Raw genomic sequence first — 15271 nt, 5'->3', positions numbered from 1 at the left:
TTCAATAACCTAAGATGACTATGATCATAAAAAAATTACACAATTCAGCAGCAAGAAATTTTTCATAAATATTGAACAATATTATAATTTAATTTTACTCTTCTTATTTCACAAAAAAATATTGAAGATATAAGTAAAATTGTTTCACTATTCACATTCAATTATCTTTGCGGCATGAAAACTATTATTGCACCTTCAGTACTTGCAGCAGATTTCGCAAACCTGCAAAGAGACGTAGAAATGATCAATGATAGCCAAGCTGATTGGTTCCACATTGACATAATGGATGGCGCTTTTGTTCCAAATATCTCATTTGGACTACCTGTTTGTGCTGCAATTCACAAACATGCACAAAAGCCTTTGGATGTACACTTAATGATCGAGAATCCTGATCAATACCTTGAAGCTTTTAAAAAAGCTGGTGCTGAATTAATTTCTGTTCATTATGAGGCTTGTACTCATTTACATAGATCAATTCAAAAAATTAAAGAACTTGGTTGTAAAGCAGGGGTTGCAATCAACCCTCATACCCCAGTAAGTTTACTAGAAGACATCATTACAGAGCTTGACTATGTTTGTATCATGTCTGTAAACCCTGGTTTTGGTGGTCAGAAATTTATCGAAAAAACGTATGATAAAGTTCGTGATCTGAAAAATATCATTGACAGAAACAACGCTCACACTTTAATCCAAATTGACGGTGGTGTGGACGACAAGAATGCAGACAAATTAGTTGAAGCTGGAGCGAGTATTCTTGTAGCAGGTAGCTATGTTTTTGGAAATGAAGATCCTAAATCAGCAATTGAAAAAATTAAAATTGAGATTCCTCAATAATCTTAAAATCCCTCAGCAACCTGAGGGATTTCTTTTTATATCTTAATAAGTTTTTCCCTTTCCTAATACACCAAACTTTCCATTTAAACTATTACTTTTTTGTTTGATTAATTCAAATTCAAGCCTACTTTTACGGCTCGTTTAATTAATCCCAAAAAAAAGCTTTATCAACTTAAACTAGAATATACAAATGAAAGTGTTCAAGTTTGGTGGTGCGTCAGTAAAAGATGCTGATGCAGTAAGAAATGTTGTCTCAATCATCAACAACTTCTCAGAACGTAAACAAGTGATGGTTGTCGTTTCCGCTATGGGAAAAACAACAAATAAACTTGAAGACATCCTTTCCTCTTTTCTTAAAGATGAGGATTTTGTCTCTCTAATCGAAGATTTAAAAGCCTTCCATTTTGATATCATTACGAAGCTCTTCCAAGAAGACCCTAAGAATGATATATTCAAACAAGTCGATAATTTATTTTTCCTTCTGGAAAAGAAACTAGAAAAAAGTGATGATGTAAGTGAAAATGAGCTCTATGATCAAATCATTTGTTTCGGAGAGCTGATTTCAACTCATATAATTGCCGCATACTTGAATCATGCTAATATCCCTACTCAATGGATTGATGCAAGGCATTACATCTTAGCTTCCGAAGATTGGAAAGAAGGAATCATTAACTGGGATTGGACCGAACAGACAATTCGCACTGAGTTACCTAATATGCTTGAAAACCAAGTTTTGGTTACTCAAGGCTTCATTGGAGGCAGTATGTCTAGCAATAAAACAGTTACTCTAGGAAGAGAAGGTTCAGACTTCAGTGCTGCTATTTTTGGTGCTTGTCTAGATGCGGATCATGTTACTATTTGGAAAGATGTACCGGGTATTTTAAATGCAGACCCAAGAAGAATTCGAAATACAATTCTTTTCAATGAACTTTCATATAAATATGCAGCAGAATTGACTTATTACGGTGCGAGTGTTATCCACCCTAAAACAATTCGTCCGCTAGCGATCAAAAACATCCCTTTGTTAGTTAAATCATTTATAAAACCAGAACAACAAGGGACACGTATTGGCAACTTCCCAACTGAAGAAGATGTCACTTCTATCATATTTAAGAGCAAGCAAAGTCTAATCACTTTTGAAGAAAAAGATTTCCTAAATGTTAACAGAGCAAATATTGCGATTATATTTAAGGAACTCGCTCGTTATCATATTGAAGTGAATCTCACAAAGAATTCCGCTCATAAATTAACGATTTGTACCAACACGAATAAGTCAAAATTTCGTAAATTAGTGCAATTATTCGACAAACACTTCCACATAGAAAGTATAGACAATTTAGAACTTGTCACAATAAAAAATCCATTTCATGATGTTTTAACTGCATACGACATCAACTTGGATAAGGGAGTTTTACTAGAACAAAAAACAGATACAACTTACCAATTGGTAAGAAGAGTATAAATAAAACATAAGTGTATTTATTACGCTATCATTTTTATTCCAACATTATATTTTGATATTTGTAGGAAACATTAGAAAAATTCCTAATTAGTAATCATGAATACAAAGGCCATTGACAAAGCAATACTAGAGATCATCGAAAAGCGATCAGAATTAAATAAGATTGACTATAACGATGAAAGATATGACGATGTTGAAGACGAACTTCATGAGCTTGAAGATGATTTCATTGACGAGCATGGAGAGGTAATGGAAGAAATCCTTGGCGATGTACACGATGAATTATGTCCTGACTCTGATGTTCTTTCTCCAATCAGTTATATCGCTGATTCTTACATCAAAACTGGAGAAAACGAAAACGGTCCAGAACTAGATGTCACTTATAACCAAGGAGTGTATGTTGAAATTGACGACTATTTACACAAGGAAACAAAACTAGTTATTATTCCAAATCCACTAAGGATTTTACTTAACATTGATCGAAATACTCGAGAAATCATTTGGAATAATAACCCTGTCGCATAAAGACATTCAAGAAAAGCTGCCAATAGGCAGCTTTTTTATTTTATTTAAGATAGAATAATCTATCACTTTGTATATTTGCAAAATTAATAATCAAAGAAATATTCTATTTTGACAAAAGGATTAATTGTACGTTCCACTGGCTCATGGTATGATATCTTCGACGAAGAAAATCAGAAAAGCTACAAAGGACGATTGAGAGGGAGATTCAAGCTAAAAGGAATGAAAGTAACCAACCCGATAGCTGTTGGAGACTATGTACATTTTGAGCTTGAAAATGAGTCTGAAAACACTGTAGTAATTACAGAGCTTTTGAAACGTGATAATTATATCATTCGTCAATCAACTCGTAAAAAATATCACGGTCACGTGATAGCTGCAAACATCGATCAAGCAATTCTTATTGCAACTCTTGTATCGCCAAGAACTTCACTTGGTTTTATTGATCGATTTTTAGTTTCTGCTGAATCTTTTGGCATTCCAGTAACTATTGCCTTCAATAAATGTGACTTACTTCTTGAAGAAGATCTTGAATATCAAGAGCAGTTAATGGCCTTATATGAAAACCTAGGTTATAACTGTGTTGCTATTTCTGCGCTAACAGACGATGACACAGACATTATTGATGAGCTCATTCTAGGCAAAAAATCTCTTTTAGCTGGTCATTCAGGTGTTGGAAAGTCAACACTCATCAACCGAATTGACCCTAACATTTCTCAGAGAACTGATGAAATATCTACTTTCGCAGACAAGGGAAAACACACAACTACATTTGCACAAATGTTCCAAGTAAATGACAATAGTTTTGTGATTGATACTCCAGGAATTAAAGAACTTGGTATTATTGGCTTAGAAGACCTTACAATTGGACACTTTTTCCCTGAAATAAAAGATGCAATGGGACATTGCAAATATCATAACTGTACGCATGTACACGAACCGAATTGTGAAGTCTTGAAAAGAGTTGAAGGAGGCAAAATTGCACTTCCCCGCTATCAAAGCTATCTCAGTATTTTAAATTCTGATGACAATAGAAGATAGTCTTGTTGTATTTCTTTTATAATTTATAGTTCAAGATGTACTAAAGGAATACAACCGTTAGATAATAATATCTTTTTTTCTGTAAATCAGTTTAATTAAAGAAATTATCCTATCTTAAGAAGATTTTAAGTCATTAAAGTTGGAATTTTTCAACTCAAATCAAACGTAGTACTGATAACCTCCAAATCTATGGTTAAGGAAGTTCTGAAGGAAAAAATTGTTATCGAAAACTCTTCATTAATTGAATTTTTAATCTATGACTATGAAGCTGAATTCCTTGAAGTAAAATACAAAAGAGGAAAACACAAAGGAAAAATCAGAGGCTATGAAAGTATTACCTTACAAGATTACAAAGAGATAATTAACAGTGAATCTGTAGGAAGACAATTACTCAGAACCTTGTCGCATCGTCAGAAAGAAGAAAGTTCGTTTTTAGAGAATTTCAAAAACATTTTCAGCAACAAGTCTAATACACCGTATTAACCCCTAAAAAAGAAAAAATAAAAAAGCTACAAGTTCCGACTTGTAGCTTTTTCTTTTTGGGAAGCTTAAATTTGCACTACATATTCAATATTCTTTCAAATTTTAGTTTCATGGATAAACAGTTTAAGGTATATAGTTCTTCAGCAGGTTCAGGTAAGACCTTCACCCTTACAAAAGAATACTTAAAAATTGTATTTACAGCACCAGCTTTAGAAGGTGAATTCAGATCCGATTACTTTAAAAGCATCTTAGCTGTCACATTTACCAGAGATGCCACAAATGAAATGAAAGATAGAATTTTAGATAGTCTATCTGATATGAGAGACTATTTAAACGGTGGTGAAAAACCTTTTATCCTTAAACTTATTGTTGACGAACTTAATGAAGAATATCCTCAAAGTGGTTATACTGAAAAAATCATAAGCGAAAGGGCTGAAAGTATTTATTATTCAATTTTACATAACTACTCAGACTTTGCTGTAAGTACTATTGATTCATTTAATCAAAAAATTGTACAAGCCTTTAAAAAAGACCTAGAGCTCCCATTCAGATTTGACTTACAATTAGATAAAGATGAATTATTACAGGATGCTATTCAGATCATTCAAGATAAAGCTGGTAAAAAGGAACAATCAAAACTCACACAACTTTTAGTAGACTTTGCCTTTAGAAGAGCATCAGAAGGGAATAGCTGGTATTTAGATCATAGTCTCACTTCTTTTGGTCAGAATATATTTAGCGAAGAAAAATGGAATATCATTCAAAATTTATCAGAGCTTACCCTTGAAGACTTTGAAAGATTACGTAAAGAAATCATTGCTTTTAATACAAAAATTGAAAATCAGGTTAGAGAGCTAGCCCAAAAAGGAGCTGAGTTAATCAAAACAAATCAAATTGAAGCTGCTGACTTTGCGTATGGAAATTCGACTATACATCCTTATTTTAATAAACTAGCCAATCCAGATGTTTCAATCTTAGATGTAGAAGTAAAAGCAAGGCTTAGTAAATTATTTAACGACAATAGCTCTAAATGGCATAGTAGTAAAGCCTCTTCCGCTGCTCAACAAGCAATTGAACTTATACGTCCTCAATTGGTTGACCTACATCTACAAATCAACTCCATCCTTCAAGATGTAGAAAGTGACTATATTATAGCGAAAGAGCTTGATAAAAACATCTATCTGTTATCTTCGATCAATGAGATTTCTAATGAAATAAATAGGCTTAAAGAGGAAAAGAATATTGTTCATATTTCAGACATCAATAAAAAAATAAACACTGTAATCGAAGGACAACCAGTCCCTTATCTTTATGAAAGAATAGGTGAAAAATACAATCACATTTTGATTGATGAGTTCCAAGATACCTCTATGATGCAGTGGCATAACCTAATACCTTTAGTCACTCATACTTTATCAAAAAACTTGACTAGCCTTGTAGTTGGAGATCCTAAGCAAGCAATTTATAGATGGAGAGGAGGGAAAGCTCAAATGTTAGTTTCACTACCTGAAATTACTACAGCGCCAGAAGGTTCTTCATTAAAAGACGAAGAATATACTTTCAAAATGCATCAAGAAAGTATTGCTCTTCAAACAAACTACAGAAGTCGATCAAATGTCATCACTTTTAACAACCATTTCTTTAACCTTATTGTATCTAAACTTAAGAGTGATTATCCAAGCATCACTCAATATTATCAAGATGTAGCTCAAAATATCACATCAAAAGCAGGCGGTAATGTCAGTATTCAACTCCTAAATGATAAGCAACAATACGCTGACACTAGTCTTTATACAGTATTAAATACTATTAATAACGTAATTGATAAGGGGTATAGATATTCTGATATTGCGATACTCGTTCGAAATAACAGCCATGGTGTCAATGTTGCCCAATTCTTAATTGAGAAAGGCCTTAGAGTTGTTTCATCTGAGTCATTATTAGTAAATAACTCAGAAGCTGTACAACTTTCAATTTGTCTTTTAAAAATAATTTCTAGCAAAGACATAGAGGCTGAGAAATTACATCTCTATAGAATTCTAAGTAAACTCACAAAGAAAAGTAATCTTCTACAAGGGAAAAAATACCTGGACTTTACACTAAACGTCCAAAACAGTGATCTCCCGACTTTTTTCAAACACATAAAAGATGAGTTTAACATCAATATAGATTACAATGCATTAAACCTTCTCCCCCTTTATGACTTAATCGAAGAAATCTACAATATATTCAACTTTAATAACCTTGAAGACCAACAGATTTATCTTCAAAGGTTTTTGGATATCATATTAGACTTTAGCAACATTAAAGGAAATCACCTTCTCGATTTTCTTACTTTTTGGGAAACTAAGTCTGATAAACTTTCAATTAACTCTCCTCAATCAGAAGATTCCATTGAAATACTTACCATTCACAAATCCAAAGGGCTACAGTATCCTATCGTAATTATGCCTTTTGCAGATTGGAAAACGACCCCATACCCTACTGAAAAGCTTTGGCTTGAGTGGGAAAATAACTTATTCCCCGATTTGAATACTACAATTATGGGAATTAACAAAACCACTGAAAAAACACTGTTTAGTGGCGATGTTTACAAAGAAAAAGAAGCTACATTTTTAGATGCCTTCAATGTACTTTATGTAGCTATGACAAGAGCTGAAGAGGAGCTTCATATCATAGGAAAAGAAACGAAATCAGGGAATTCGATACAACATATCAGTCATCTATTCAATCTTTTCTTAAACCAAGAAAATGAAGATCTACATATTGATAAAAAAGAAATTGAAATAACTTTAGATGATGAAAATGAGCCTATTTTAATTTCAGAATATAGTTTTTTTGATGATGTAGAAGAGAAAGTGGATTCAAAGAAAAAGGAAGAAATTGAAAACTATAATCTCCCAAAAGTTATTCACAGCTCTTCCAAAAGCATTATTTCTTTAAAAAGTAATAATAATGAAGAATTTGAAAGTGAATTAAGCATTTCCGAATTACTCTCAACTCAAAGAAAAGGGCTACTTGTACATAAAGCTTTTGAAAAACTAAACACTATAAATGACCTTGACAAGGTACTTGAAGAGCTAAAATATAGTGGCGCTATAACTTCTAATGAAATCCATTCTATCAAAGAACAAATGCTTAAAGTAATGGATTTAGAAGAGCTAAAAGAATACTTTTTAGAGGGGCGAAACTATAAAGTTCTAAACGAAAGAGAGCTAATTTTAAGGCCAAAAAGAATCAAAGGACTAAGTACTGTTAAATCTTTAAGACCAGATAGAGTTCTTGTTAAAGATAAAAAGGTAATAATAATTGATTATAAAACTGGAAATAATCCTCAAGAAAGTCATATTCAACAAATCAAAAAATATGGAGAGTATTTCCAATCATTAGGTTATAAAGAAATTGAAAAAATATTGGTTTATACTGAGGTTCCTTTTTGTAAAATTGTGACTTAAGAATTATCTTATAATGATATAGAAATGCATTTTTTTAATAAAAAACCACAATATGAAAAACTTACTAATTTTATTTGGACTTTTACTACTTAGCTATTCATCATTCGCTCAAAAATCAGCCATCGGAAAATGGAAAACGATTGATGATGAAACAGGAAAAGCTAGATCAATCGTAGAAATTTTTGAAAAAAATGGTAAAGTATTCGGTAAGATTGCTGAATTACTAGATGATGATCCATCAAAAGTTTGTGATAAATGTCCTGATGACAGAAAAGATCAGAAAATTGTTGGATTGGAAATTATCCGTGACATGGAATTAGAAGAGGAAGGATTGTATGAAGAAGGTGAAATTCTTGATCCTGCAAATGGAAAAATCTACGGCTGTATTCTAAAAGTATCTGAAAGCGGAGAAAAAATGGAAGTCCGAGGCTTTCTAGGTTTCAGTTTACTAGGTCGTTCTCAAGAATGGATCAAGGTTCAATAAATTAAGAATGTATTAAATAAAATTAGCCCAATATCAGATTGATATTGGGCTAATTTTTTTGTGAAGAAACTTATCTATTACAATAAGGTGCCTATTCTTCTTCTATCATTTCCAATTCAATTGGAATCTTAATAATTTCCTGGAAATCTAATCCAGCTTCTTTCATATCCTCATCTTCTTCGTCGTAATACCACTTTACGATCACGCGTGAACCAACTTCAGTAAGGGATTCTACACGTCTAAGAATTTCCACAATACACTTTGAAGAGCTTGTATTAAAATACTCTAAACTTACCTCTACAAAGGTAGTATCTTGTGGTTCTGATTTATATTCATCTAACCAATCATAAACAGGTTTGTAAAACTCCAATGAATTCTCGGGAATAGACCGACCTGAAATAATAAATTTCCCGGTTATCCCATCCAAAGATATTTTTGGTGTTTTTGATGTCTTTTCAAGATAAAAGTTCTTCATCATTGTTATTTATAATGGCACGTTTACTGTCAAACAAAAAAACTTTTCGGAGTAGCCCATGTCTAAAAACTCGTATTCTAACTTTTGTCCAGATTTCCGAGCAAGATCTATAATACCTAAACCGGCTCCTCCATATTCTGAGAACTCTCCGTTACTCAATATTCCACGATATACATTTTTCAACTCTTCTACGGATAATGAATTCACTGTATCAATCCGCTCACTGAGCTCATACATATGCTCTTCAGTAACAAAGTTTCCAGATGTAATAGAATATTTTTCTTGATCTTTGGATAGGAAAAAAATGATCTTATTAAAAAAGGGATCTGAGTTTTTAGATCGGTACTCAAAGTGATGAAAGATATTCTGAAGTGCTTCCACTATAATAAGGTGAACTCTCCTCTTGAATTTGGGAATAGATTCATTGAGAGATATTTCATCTTCTGCCACAGAAAGAATATGATCTAGCGTATCAGCATTTATCACACCTCTGTAAGAAAAGATGACCCCTTCTAGCTGTTGAAGTTCTTCATAATATTCTTTGATATCTAAGGATTCTTTCAAAGCAATTTTTTTCAACTTTGATAAAATTAAGGCATTTATCAATTAGTAAAATATATAATTATGCAGTTCAAATATTGCACAAGCATAAGTGGGAAACTAAAAAATAGAATTTTTCACAAAATATAATTTTTTTGGTTTGAAATGAAAAAATAACCATTCTCTTTTACAAAAAAAGATAAAAAAGAGGTGTGTATTTAAGTATACACACCTCATCTATTAGTTTGAACCTTGATAATAAGTTATCTCAGCCCATTTATTTCCAGACACGTTACCTGCAGCATCTTTAAATTTTACAAAAACTCGTTTCAAACCTGGTCCATCTGTAAGCTGCCAAGGCTTCTTATCAGAGTAAGGTTCCCACAAAGCACCTTCAAACTTCGGATTATTTGAAACCATCATGTGAGATGCGTCTTTCGCTTGAATAGTAAGATTTACAAACTTCGTATTCACTGCAGTTTGACCATTATTAATTTTCAAGAATCTAGGAATTGGAGGAGTTGTATCTAAAGTAATTTTCGCTTTAGCTACACTAGACTCATTTCCAGCTTTGTCTCTAAATTTCACGAAAACGTTTTTAGCTCCATCACGACCTAATACTCTCCATTCTCTTGACGGTCTATATGGTTCCCATTTAGTAGCACTATTGAAGCTTCCTGAGTTTGATAATATCATTTCATCTGCTCCTTCAGCCATAATTTCCAAAGAAACTACATTATCAGGGTTGTTTGTAAGCTTTTCTCCGTTATTAATCACTAGCATTTCGTTTACAGGTTCCTGTCTATCCAAATAGATACTTGCTTTAATAGGAACTGTAGCATTTCCAGCGTCATCAGAGAATTTAGCATAAACATACTTTTCACCGTCTTCTTCACTGTCTAACATATAGTCATATACAAACGGCTTGAAAGGTTGCCAATCTGTTCCTTCAAAATTACTATTGTTACTAATCATCATCTTAGTTGCTGCTCTAGCAAATAAGCGAAGAGTAACCATACCATTTATATTCGTACAATATTTTTCTTTCTTATTAATAACAATCATTCCTTGTTCAGGAGCCTTAGTATCAATACCAACCCTAGCACCTACAGGTCTTGAAATGTTACCTATTTCATCTTTAAACTTGATATAAAGATACTTTACGCCATCACCATTATTAAACTTCCAGACTTTCTTAGGGTTAAAAGGCTCCCAATCGGCTCCTCTGAAGTCAATATTTGTACTTACGATCATCTCGGTAGCTCCTTTAGCAGAAATTGTAAGAGAAACCTCATTACTGTTATTCAGCTTACCTCCATCATTGATGACAATCTTACCCTCTTGAGGAGGACGTCTATTAAGCCTGATCTTATCAGAGAATGCTTGAGAAATATTTCCAGCTTCATCCATAAATCTCACAAATACTTCTTTATCACCATCTGTTGGTGAAAGTCTCCATTTAAGATTTAAAGGATTATACTTTTCCCAGCGTTTCCCTGAAAATGCATTAGAATTACTCAATTGCATTTTGACGGCTTCTTGAGCTCTAATTTTTAACCAAACAATTCCATCTGGATGGTTTGTCTGCTCTTCTCCTTTATTAATTTCAATTAAGCAATCAAAAGGAGGTTGTCTATCTAGAATAATTTCATCAGCAACTGGTTCAGTTACATTACCTGCAAAATCTTTATATTTCACAAAGACAGATTTTACGCCATCTTGCCCATCTAAAGTCCAATCTTTTAGTTGACCATAAGTTTCCCATTTAGCATTATCGAAAGTTGGGAAGTTACTTATCATCATTTGATCTGCTCCTCTAGCAAAAAGCTTAAGTTGAGTCTTCTTTTCTTTATTAATGGTATAAACATTATTTCCATCAATTACCATACGAGCATCTACAGGTGGTGTATTATCAATTACTACACGATCAAAAGCTGTTTCAGAGATATTACCTGCTTTATCTCTAAATCGCACATATACTTGCCTTACTCCGTCATGCTCACCTTCCAATTGCCAAGAATCAACACTTGTCTTATACAACTGCCAACTAGCTCCATAGAAATTCCCCACATTACTAATCATCATGAATTTAGCATCATCGGCTTTAATTGCTAAAGGCACCTTTCGAGTGTCACTCATCAAGAATTTCACATCATTCGACTTATCATAAGCAATCCCTTCATGAACTACTTCCACAAAAGGATTTTTAGGTGGAGTCGAGTCAAGAATAATGGAATCTGAATATACTTTTGATATGTTATTTGCTTCATCCTTGAACTTAGCATACAAATGCTTTACACCATCTCCCGGAGGAAAAGACCAATTAGCGATTGTTGTCGTATAGGGTTGCCATCTTCCATTTCTAAAGTCAGAAAAGTTAGACACCATCATATGCGAAGCACCTTGTACAAATAACTCTATACTATGATGAGCATAATTTGTTATGTATCTTTTATTTTTAGCAATTACTACTTTACCAAATTTTGGAGGAGTTGTATCTACTATAATAAATGATTTCGCTGCCTTTGATACATTTCCAGCATCATCTCTAAATCTTGCATAAACAACCTTTTGGCCATCACCTTTAGACAGTTCCCACTCCATTTCTTTTTGCAGAGGAAACCATTCATCTGAACCTCTCAGTTGGACTTCTGTGGCACCATCTGCTTTTAAAGATAATTTTACTGTATTCGACTTAGAATATTTGGCTCCGTTATTTATGGCAAGTCCTACATTTGTAGGAGGAGTAATATCTAGTATAATTGAAGCATCAACTACTTCAGACATGTTTCCTGCCAAATCTTTAAACCTAGCAAAAAGTCTCTTTTTACCATCTACTCCAAATAACTTATAATCAGAAAGACTTTCTCTGTATGGCTGCCATTTTGCACCAGCAAAATCTTCACGATGAGAAATCATCATGTAATTAGCCTCATCACAACTCAAAATAAGTTGAACTTTACGTTCCTTATTATTTGTATAAGATAATCCGCCGTTAATCTGGAAAGATGGATTATAAGGAGCTTGTCTATCTAGTTCAATCAGCGCTGAAGAAACTTCTGATACATTACCATTACCATCTCTAAACTTTGCATACAAAGTTTTAAGACCATCTTCCTGGCCACTTCTAATTAGTGGGAAATCATAAATTGTGTGTGTTATAGGTTTCCAAACTGCCCCTCTAAAACTACCATCCCTACTAATCTGCATTTGGGAAGCCCCCTGTGAAATCACCTTGATATTTACTTTTCCTTCAGGATGATTCGTAACAGAAGAATTGTTATTAATTACTATTGATCCTGTAACACCTTGTGCATTTCCGAGGTAAGGAAATGAAAAGAGAAGAACCAATAAAAAGAAATATATTCGCATAACTGATCTAGCTTTATACAACCACTCCACCACAATTACTATAAGTGTAAATTCGAAATATAAACGATTATTATATGGCTTTATTGAGTCTGCTAAGAAATTAAGTTCAAAATAGTATCTAATAAGATGATTCTCTTAGAATAATAATATCAGCGATACTCACCAAGATAGTTAAATTTCATCCTCATAATAAAAAAACACAGAACACAGCAACCAAAACAATGCCATTTTTATTATAAAGTTAAGAATAGTAGCACTAGTAAAAATCACAAAAACACTAAATATTATACACATGGGTAATTTTTAACCCAAAAAAACTTTCTAATAAGTAGTTTCCTAGTATTTTTGCACCAAATAGAAACCATAGTATAGACTTTTAGATTCTTATATTAAAAATCATGTCTACATTAAGATTTAACGCATTAGCACAACTTCAAAACCGTCAATCTCGTAAGGTTGAGGCACCATCAGAATTAGTTTCAGATTATTATGGATCACATGTTTTTGATCTTAATAAAATGAAAAAAACACTTTCTTCAGTTGTATTCAAGAAAGTTGAAAGAGCAATTAAAGAAGGTGAATCTATAGATGAATATGTAGCTGATGCTGTAGCTACAGCCCTAAAAACTTGGGCTATAGATAAAGGAGCAACGCATTATACACACTGGTTCCAACCTTTGACAGGTTCAACAGCAGAGAAACACGATGCATTTCTTGATGTAAGCCCTGACGGCTCAGCAATCGAGAAATTCAAAGGAAGTGCATTGATCAGACAAGAACCTGATGCTTCTTCTTTCCCAAGTGGTGGAATCAGACAAACTTTTGAAGCAAGAGGATATACTGCATGGGATCCGACATCACCTGCATTTTTAATGGAGAATGGAAACGGTATTACACTTTGTATTCCTACCGTTTTTGTTTCATATACAGGAGAAGCTCTTGATAATAAAGCCCCTCTACTTAAAGCTTTAGAAAAAGTAGATATTGCAGCCACAGAAGTTTGCCAATATTTTGATAAATCAGTTACTAAAGTTACTCCTACCCTAGGCTGTGAGCAAGAATTTTTCTTAATCGACAGTGCTTTGGCTGATGTCCGTCCTGATTTAACAATTACAGGCCGTACGCTTTTTGGTAGAAAACCAGCTAAAGGTCAACAACTTGATGATCATTACTTTGGTTCTATCCCATCTAGAGTTCAACACTTCCTTCAAGAACTAGAAATTGAATCTTATAAATTAGGTATTCCAATTACTACTCGTCACAATGAGGTTGCTCCTAGTCAATTCGAGGTTGCTCCTATTTTTGAAGAAGTAAACGTAGCTAATGATCACAACCAATTATTGATGGATGTGATGGAAAAAGTTGCCAGAAGACATGAATTCAAGATTCTATTCCATGAAAAACCATTTGCAGAATTAAATGGTAGTGGTAAACATAACAACTGGGCTTTAGCAACGAATACAGGTAAAAATCTACTTGCACCAAGTTCTAAAGCAAAAGAAAATCTTCAGTTCTTAACATTCTTCGTAAACACAATCAAAGCTGTTTATGAACACGCTGACTTAATTAGAGCATCGATTGCTTCTGCTGGTAATGATCATAGACTAGGAGCCAACGAAGCTCCTCCAGCTATCCTTTCTATTTTCATTGGTACTCAGCTGACAAACGTATTGAATGAGCTTGAGCATAATGGAGATGTTAAAGTAGGTAAAGGTGATAACATCTACATGAAATTGGGTATTGATAAAATCCCTCCAATTCTCCTAGATAACACCGACCGTAACCGTACTTCACCATTTGCATTTACTGGTAACAAATTTGAATTGAGAGCTGTTGGATCTAACGCAAACAATGCAACTAGTATGACTGCATTGAACACTGCGGTAGCAGATCAACTGAATAAATTCAAGATTTCTGTTGACGCTCAAATCGATAAAGGTGTTAAGAAAGAAGTTGCTATTGTAAATATTCTTAGAGAATATATTCAAGAATCAAAAAATATTCTTTTTGAAGGAAATGGATATAGTGATGAGTGGGTTGACGAAGCTGCTAAACGTGGCCTGAACAACAGAAAATCTACTCCTCATGCTTTGGATGCATATACTGATAAGAAGACAATCAACCTTCTAACTTCTAATTCAGTAATGAATGAGCAGGAAATCAAAGCTCGTCATGAAATCATGTTGGAAGATTACATCATGAAAATCCAGATTGAGGCAAGAACAATGACTGATATTGCGGTAAATCACATTGCTCCTACTGCTATCAAATATCAGAATACCTTGATTAAAAATGCCAAAGGATTGAAAGAACTTGGATTGGAAGAAGAAACGAAAGAAATCGTAATTTCAATCAAAAATATTTCAAATCACATCAGCAGCATCAAACGTTTGAGCTATGAGTTGACTCAAGAAAGAAAAAGAGTGAACAAAATAAAAAACACGAGAGATAAAGCGATTGCTTACTGTGAAGATATTAAAGAAAAATATTTCGATCAGTTAAGATGGCATGCAGATAAATTAGAAACGATGATTGATGATCAAGATTGGCCTCTACCAAAATATAGAGAATTATTATTCTTGAGATAATCTGAAATCTAAAGA

The 15271-nt window shown here is 33.3% G+C and carries 11 protein-coding genes; 8 read left to right on the top strand and 3 right to left on the bottom strand.

The genetic code is table 11. The features are described from left to right. Window positions 1-174: 174 nt before the first annotated feature. The 7 genes from rpe to BC781_RS13390 all read left to right on the top strand — a co-directional run bounded on the left by rpe (window position 175) and on the right by BC781_RS13390 (window position 8281). Window positions 175-834, top strand: coding sequence for a ribulose-phosphate 3-epimerase (gene rpe / locus BC781_RS13420; RefSeq protein WP_109618552.1), 660 nt, complete (start codon window positions 175-177; stop codon window positions 832-834). A 190-nt stretch (window positions 835-1024) separates the two neighbouring features. After that, on the top strand, window positions 1025-2296 hold the full coding sequence (locus tag BC781_RS13415; protein ID WP_109618550.1) for an aspartate kinase: 1272 nt from the start codon (window positions 1025-1027) through the stop codon (window positions 2294-2296). 96 nt (window positions 2297-2392) lie between these two features. After that, window positions 2393-2821 (top strand): hypothetical protein, encoded by a 429-nt coding sequence (locus tag BC781_RS13410; protein ID WP_109618547.1) that lies wholly within the window; start codon window positions 2393-2395, stop codon window positions 2819-2821. A gap of 108 nt (window positions 2822-2929) precedes the next feature. Next, window positions 2930-3859 (top strand): ribosome small subunit-dependent GTPase A, encoded by a 930-nt coding sequence (gene rsgA, locus BC781_RS13405; RefSeq protein ID WP_211323801.1) that lies wholly within the window; start codon window positions 2930-2932, stop codon window positions 3857-3859. A 189-nt stretch (window positions 3860-4048) separates the two neighbouring features. Continuing rightward, a complete protein-coding gene (locus tag BC781_RS13400) occupies window positions 4049-4342 on the top strand; it encodes a KTSC domain-containing protein (RefSeq protein ID WP_109618543.1) in 294 nt (97 codons plus the stop codon). Window positions 4343-4452: 110 nt separating this feature from the next. Then, window positions 4453-7797, top strand: coding sequence for a UvrD-helicase domain-containing protein (locus tag BC781_RS13395; protein WP_146201688.1), 3345 nt, complete (start codon window positions 4453-4455; stop codon window positions 7795-7797). Window positions 7798-7849: 52 nt separating this feature from the next. Further along, a complete protein-coding gene (locus BC781_RS13390; protein ID WP_109618539.1) occupies window positions 7850-8281 on the top strand; it encodes a DUF2147 domain-containing protein in 432 nt (143 codons plus the stop codon). A 91-nt stretch (window positions 8282-8372) separates the two neighbouring features. On the opposite strand, the gene BC781_RS13385 is transcribed toward BC781_RS13390, so the two are convergent. The 3 genes from BC781_RS13385 to BC781_RS13375 all read right to left on the bottom strand — a co-directional run bounded on the left by BC781_RS13385 (window position 8373) and on the right by BC781_RS13375 (window position 12668). Continuing rightward, entirely contained in the window at window positions 8373-8759 is a 387-nt protein-coding gene (locus tag BC781_RS13385) for a DUF1987 domain-containing protein (RefSeq protein ID WP_317047239.1), read from the bottom strand. A 6-nt stretch (window positions 8760-8765) separates the two neighbouring features. Continuing rightward, window positions 8766-9335: a SiaB family protein kinase gene (locus BC781_RS13380; protein WP_146201687.1), complete on the bottom strand. Its 570-nt coding sequence runs from the start codon at window positions 9333-9335 to the stop codon at window positions 8766-8768. A gap of 201 nt (window positions 9336-9536) precedes the next feature. Beyond that, window positions 9537-12668 (bottom strand): hypothetical protein, encoded by a 3132-nt coding sequence (locus tag BC781_RS13375; protein ID WP_109618535.1) that lies wholly within the window; start codon window positions 12666-12668, stop codon window positions 9537-9539. A 398-nt stretch (window positions 12669-13066) separates the two neighbouring features. Here BC781_RS13375 and BC781_RS13370 point away from each other — a divergent pair, with 398 nt between their 5' ends. After that, a complete protein-coding gene (locus BC781_RS13370; RefSeq protein ID WP_109618532.1) occupies window positions 13067-15256 on the top strand; it encodes a glutamine synthetase III family protein in 2190 nt (729 codons plus the stop codon). The last annotated feature ends 15 nt before the right edge of the window (window positions 15257-15271 follow it).

This window comes from Sediminitomix flava (genome assembly GCF_003149185.1).
Taxonomy (GTDB): domain Bacteria; phylum Bacteroidota; class Bacteroidia; order Cytophagales; family Flammeovirgaceae; genus Sediminitomix; species Sediminitomix flava.
This window is presented reverse-complemented; position numbering and strand designations above follow the sequence as displayed.

Bases quoted from the DNA above. Each gene is read 5' to 3' on its own strand.
- rpe (WP_109618552.1), top strand. From the start codon at position 175: ATGAAAACTATTATTGCACCTTCAGTACTTGCAGCAGATTTCGCAAAC.
- BC781_RS13415 (WP_109618550.1), top strand. From the start codon at position 1,025: ATGAAAGTGTTCAAGTTTGGTGGTGCGTCAGTAAAAGATGCTGATGCA.
- BC781_RS13410 (WP_109618547.1), top strand. From the start codon at position 2,393: ATGAATACAAAGGCCATTGACAAAGCAATACTAGAGATCATCGAAAAG.
- BC781_RS13400 (WP_109618543.1), top strand. From the start codon at position 4,049: ATGGTTAAGGAAGTTCTGAAGGAAAAAATTGTTATCGAAAACTCTTCA.
- BC781_RS13395 (WP_146201688.1), top strand. From the start codon at position 4,453: ATGGATAAACAGTTTAAGGTATATAGTTCTTCAGCAGGTTCAGGTAAG.
- BC781_RS13390 (WP_109618539.1), top strand. From the start codon at position 7,850: ATGAAAAACTTACTAATTTTATTTGGACTTTTACTACTTAGCTATTCA.
- BC781_RS13385 (WP_317047239.1), bottom strand. From the start codon at position 8,759: ATGATGAAGAACTTTTATCTTGAAAAGACATCAAAAACACCAAAAATA.
- BC781_RS13375 (WP_109618535.1), bottom strand. From the start codon at position 12,668: ATGCGAATATATTTCTTTTTATTGGTTCTTCTCTTTTCATTTCCTTAC.
- BC781_RS13370 (WP_109618532.1), top strand. From the start codon at position 13,067: ATGTCTACATTAAGATTTAACGCATTAGCACAACTTCAAAACCGTCAA.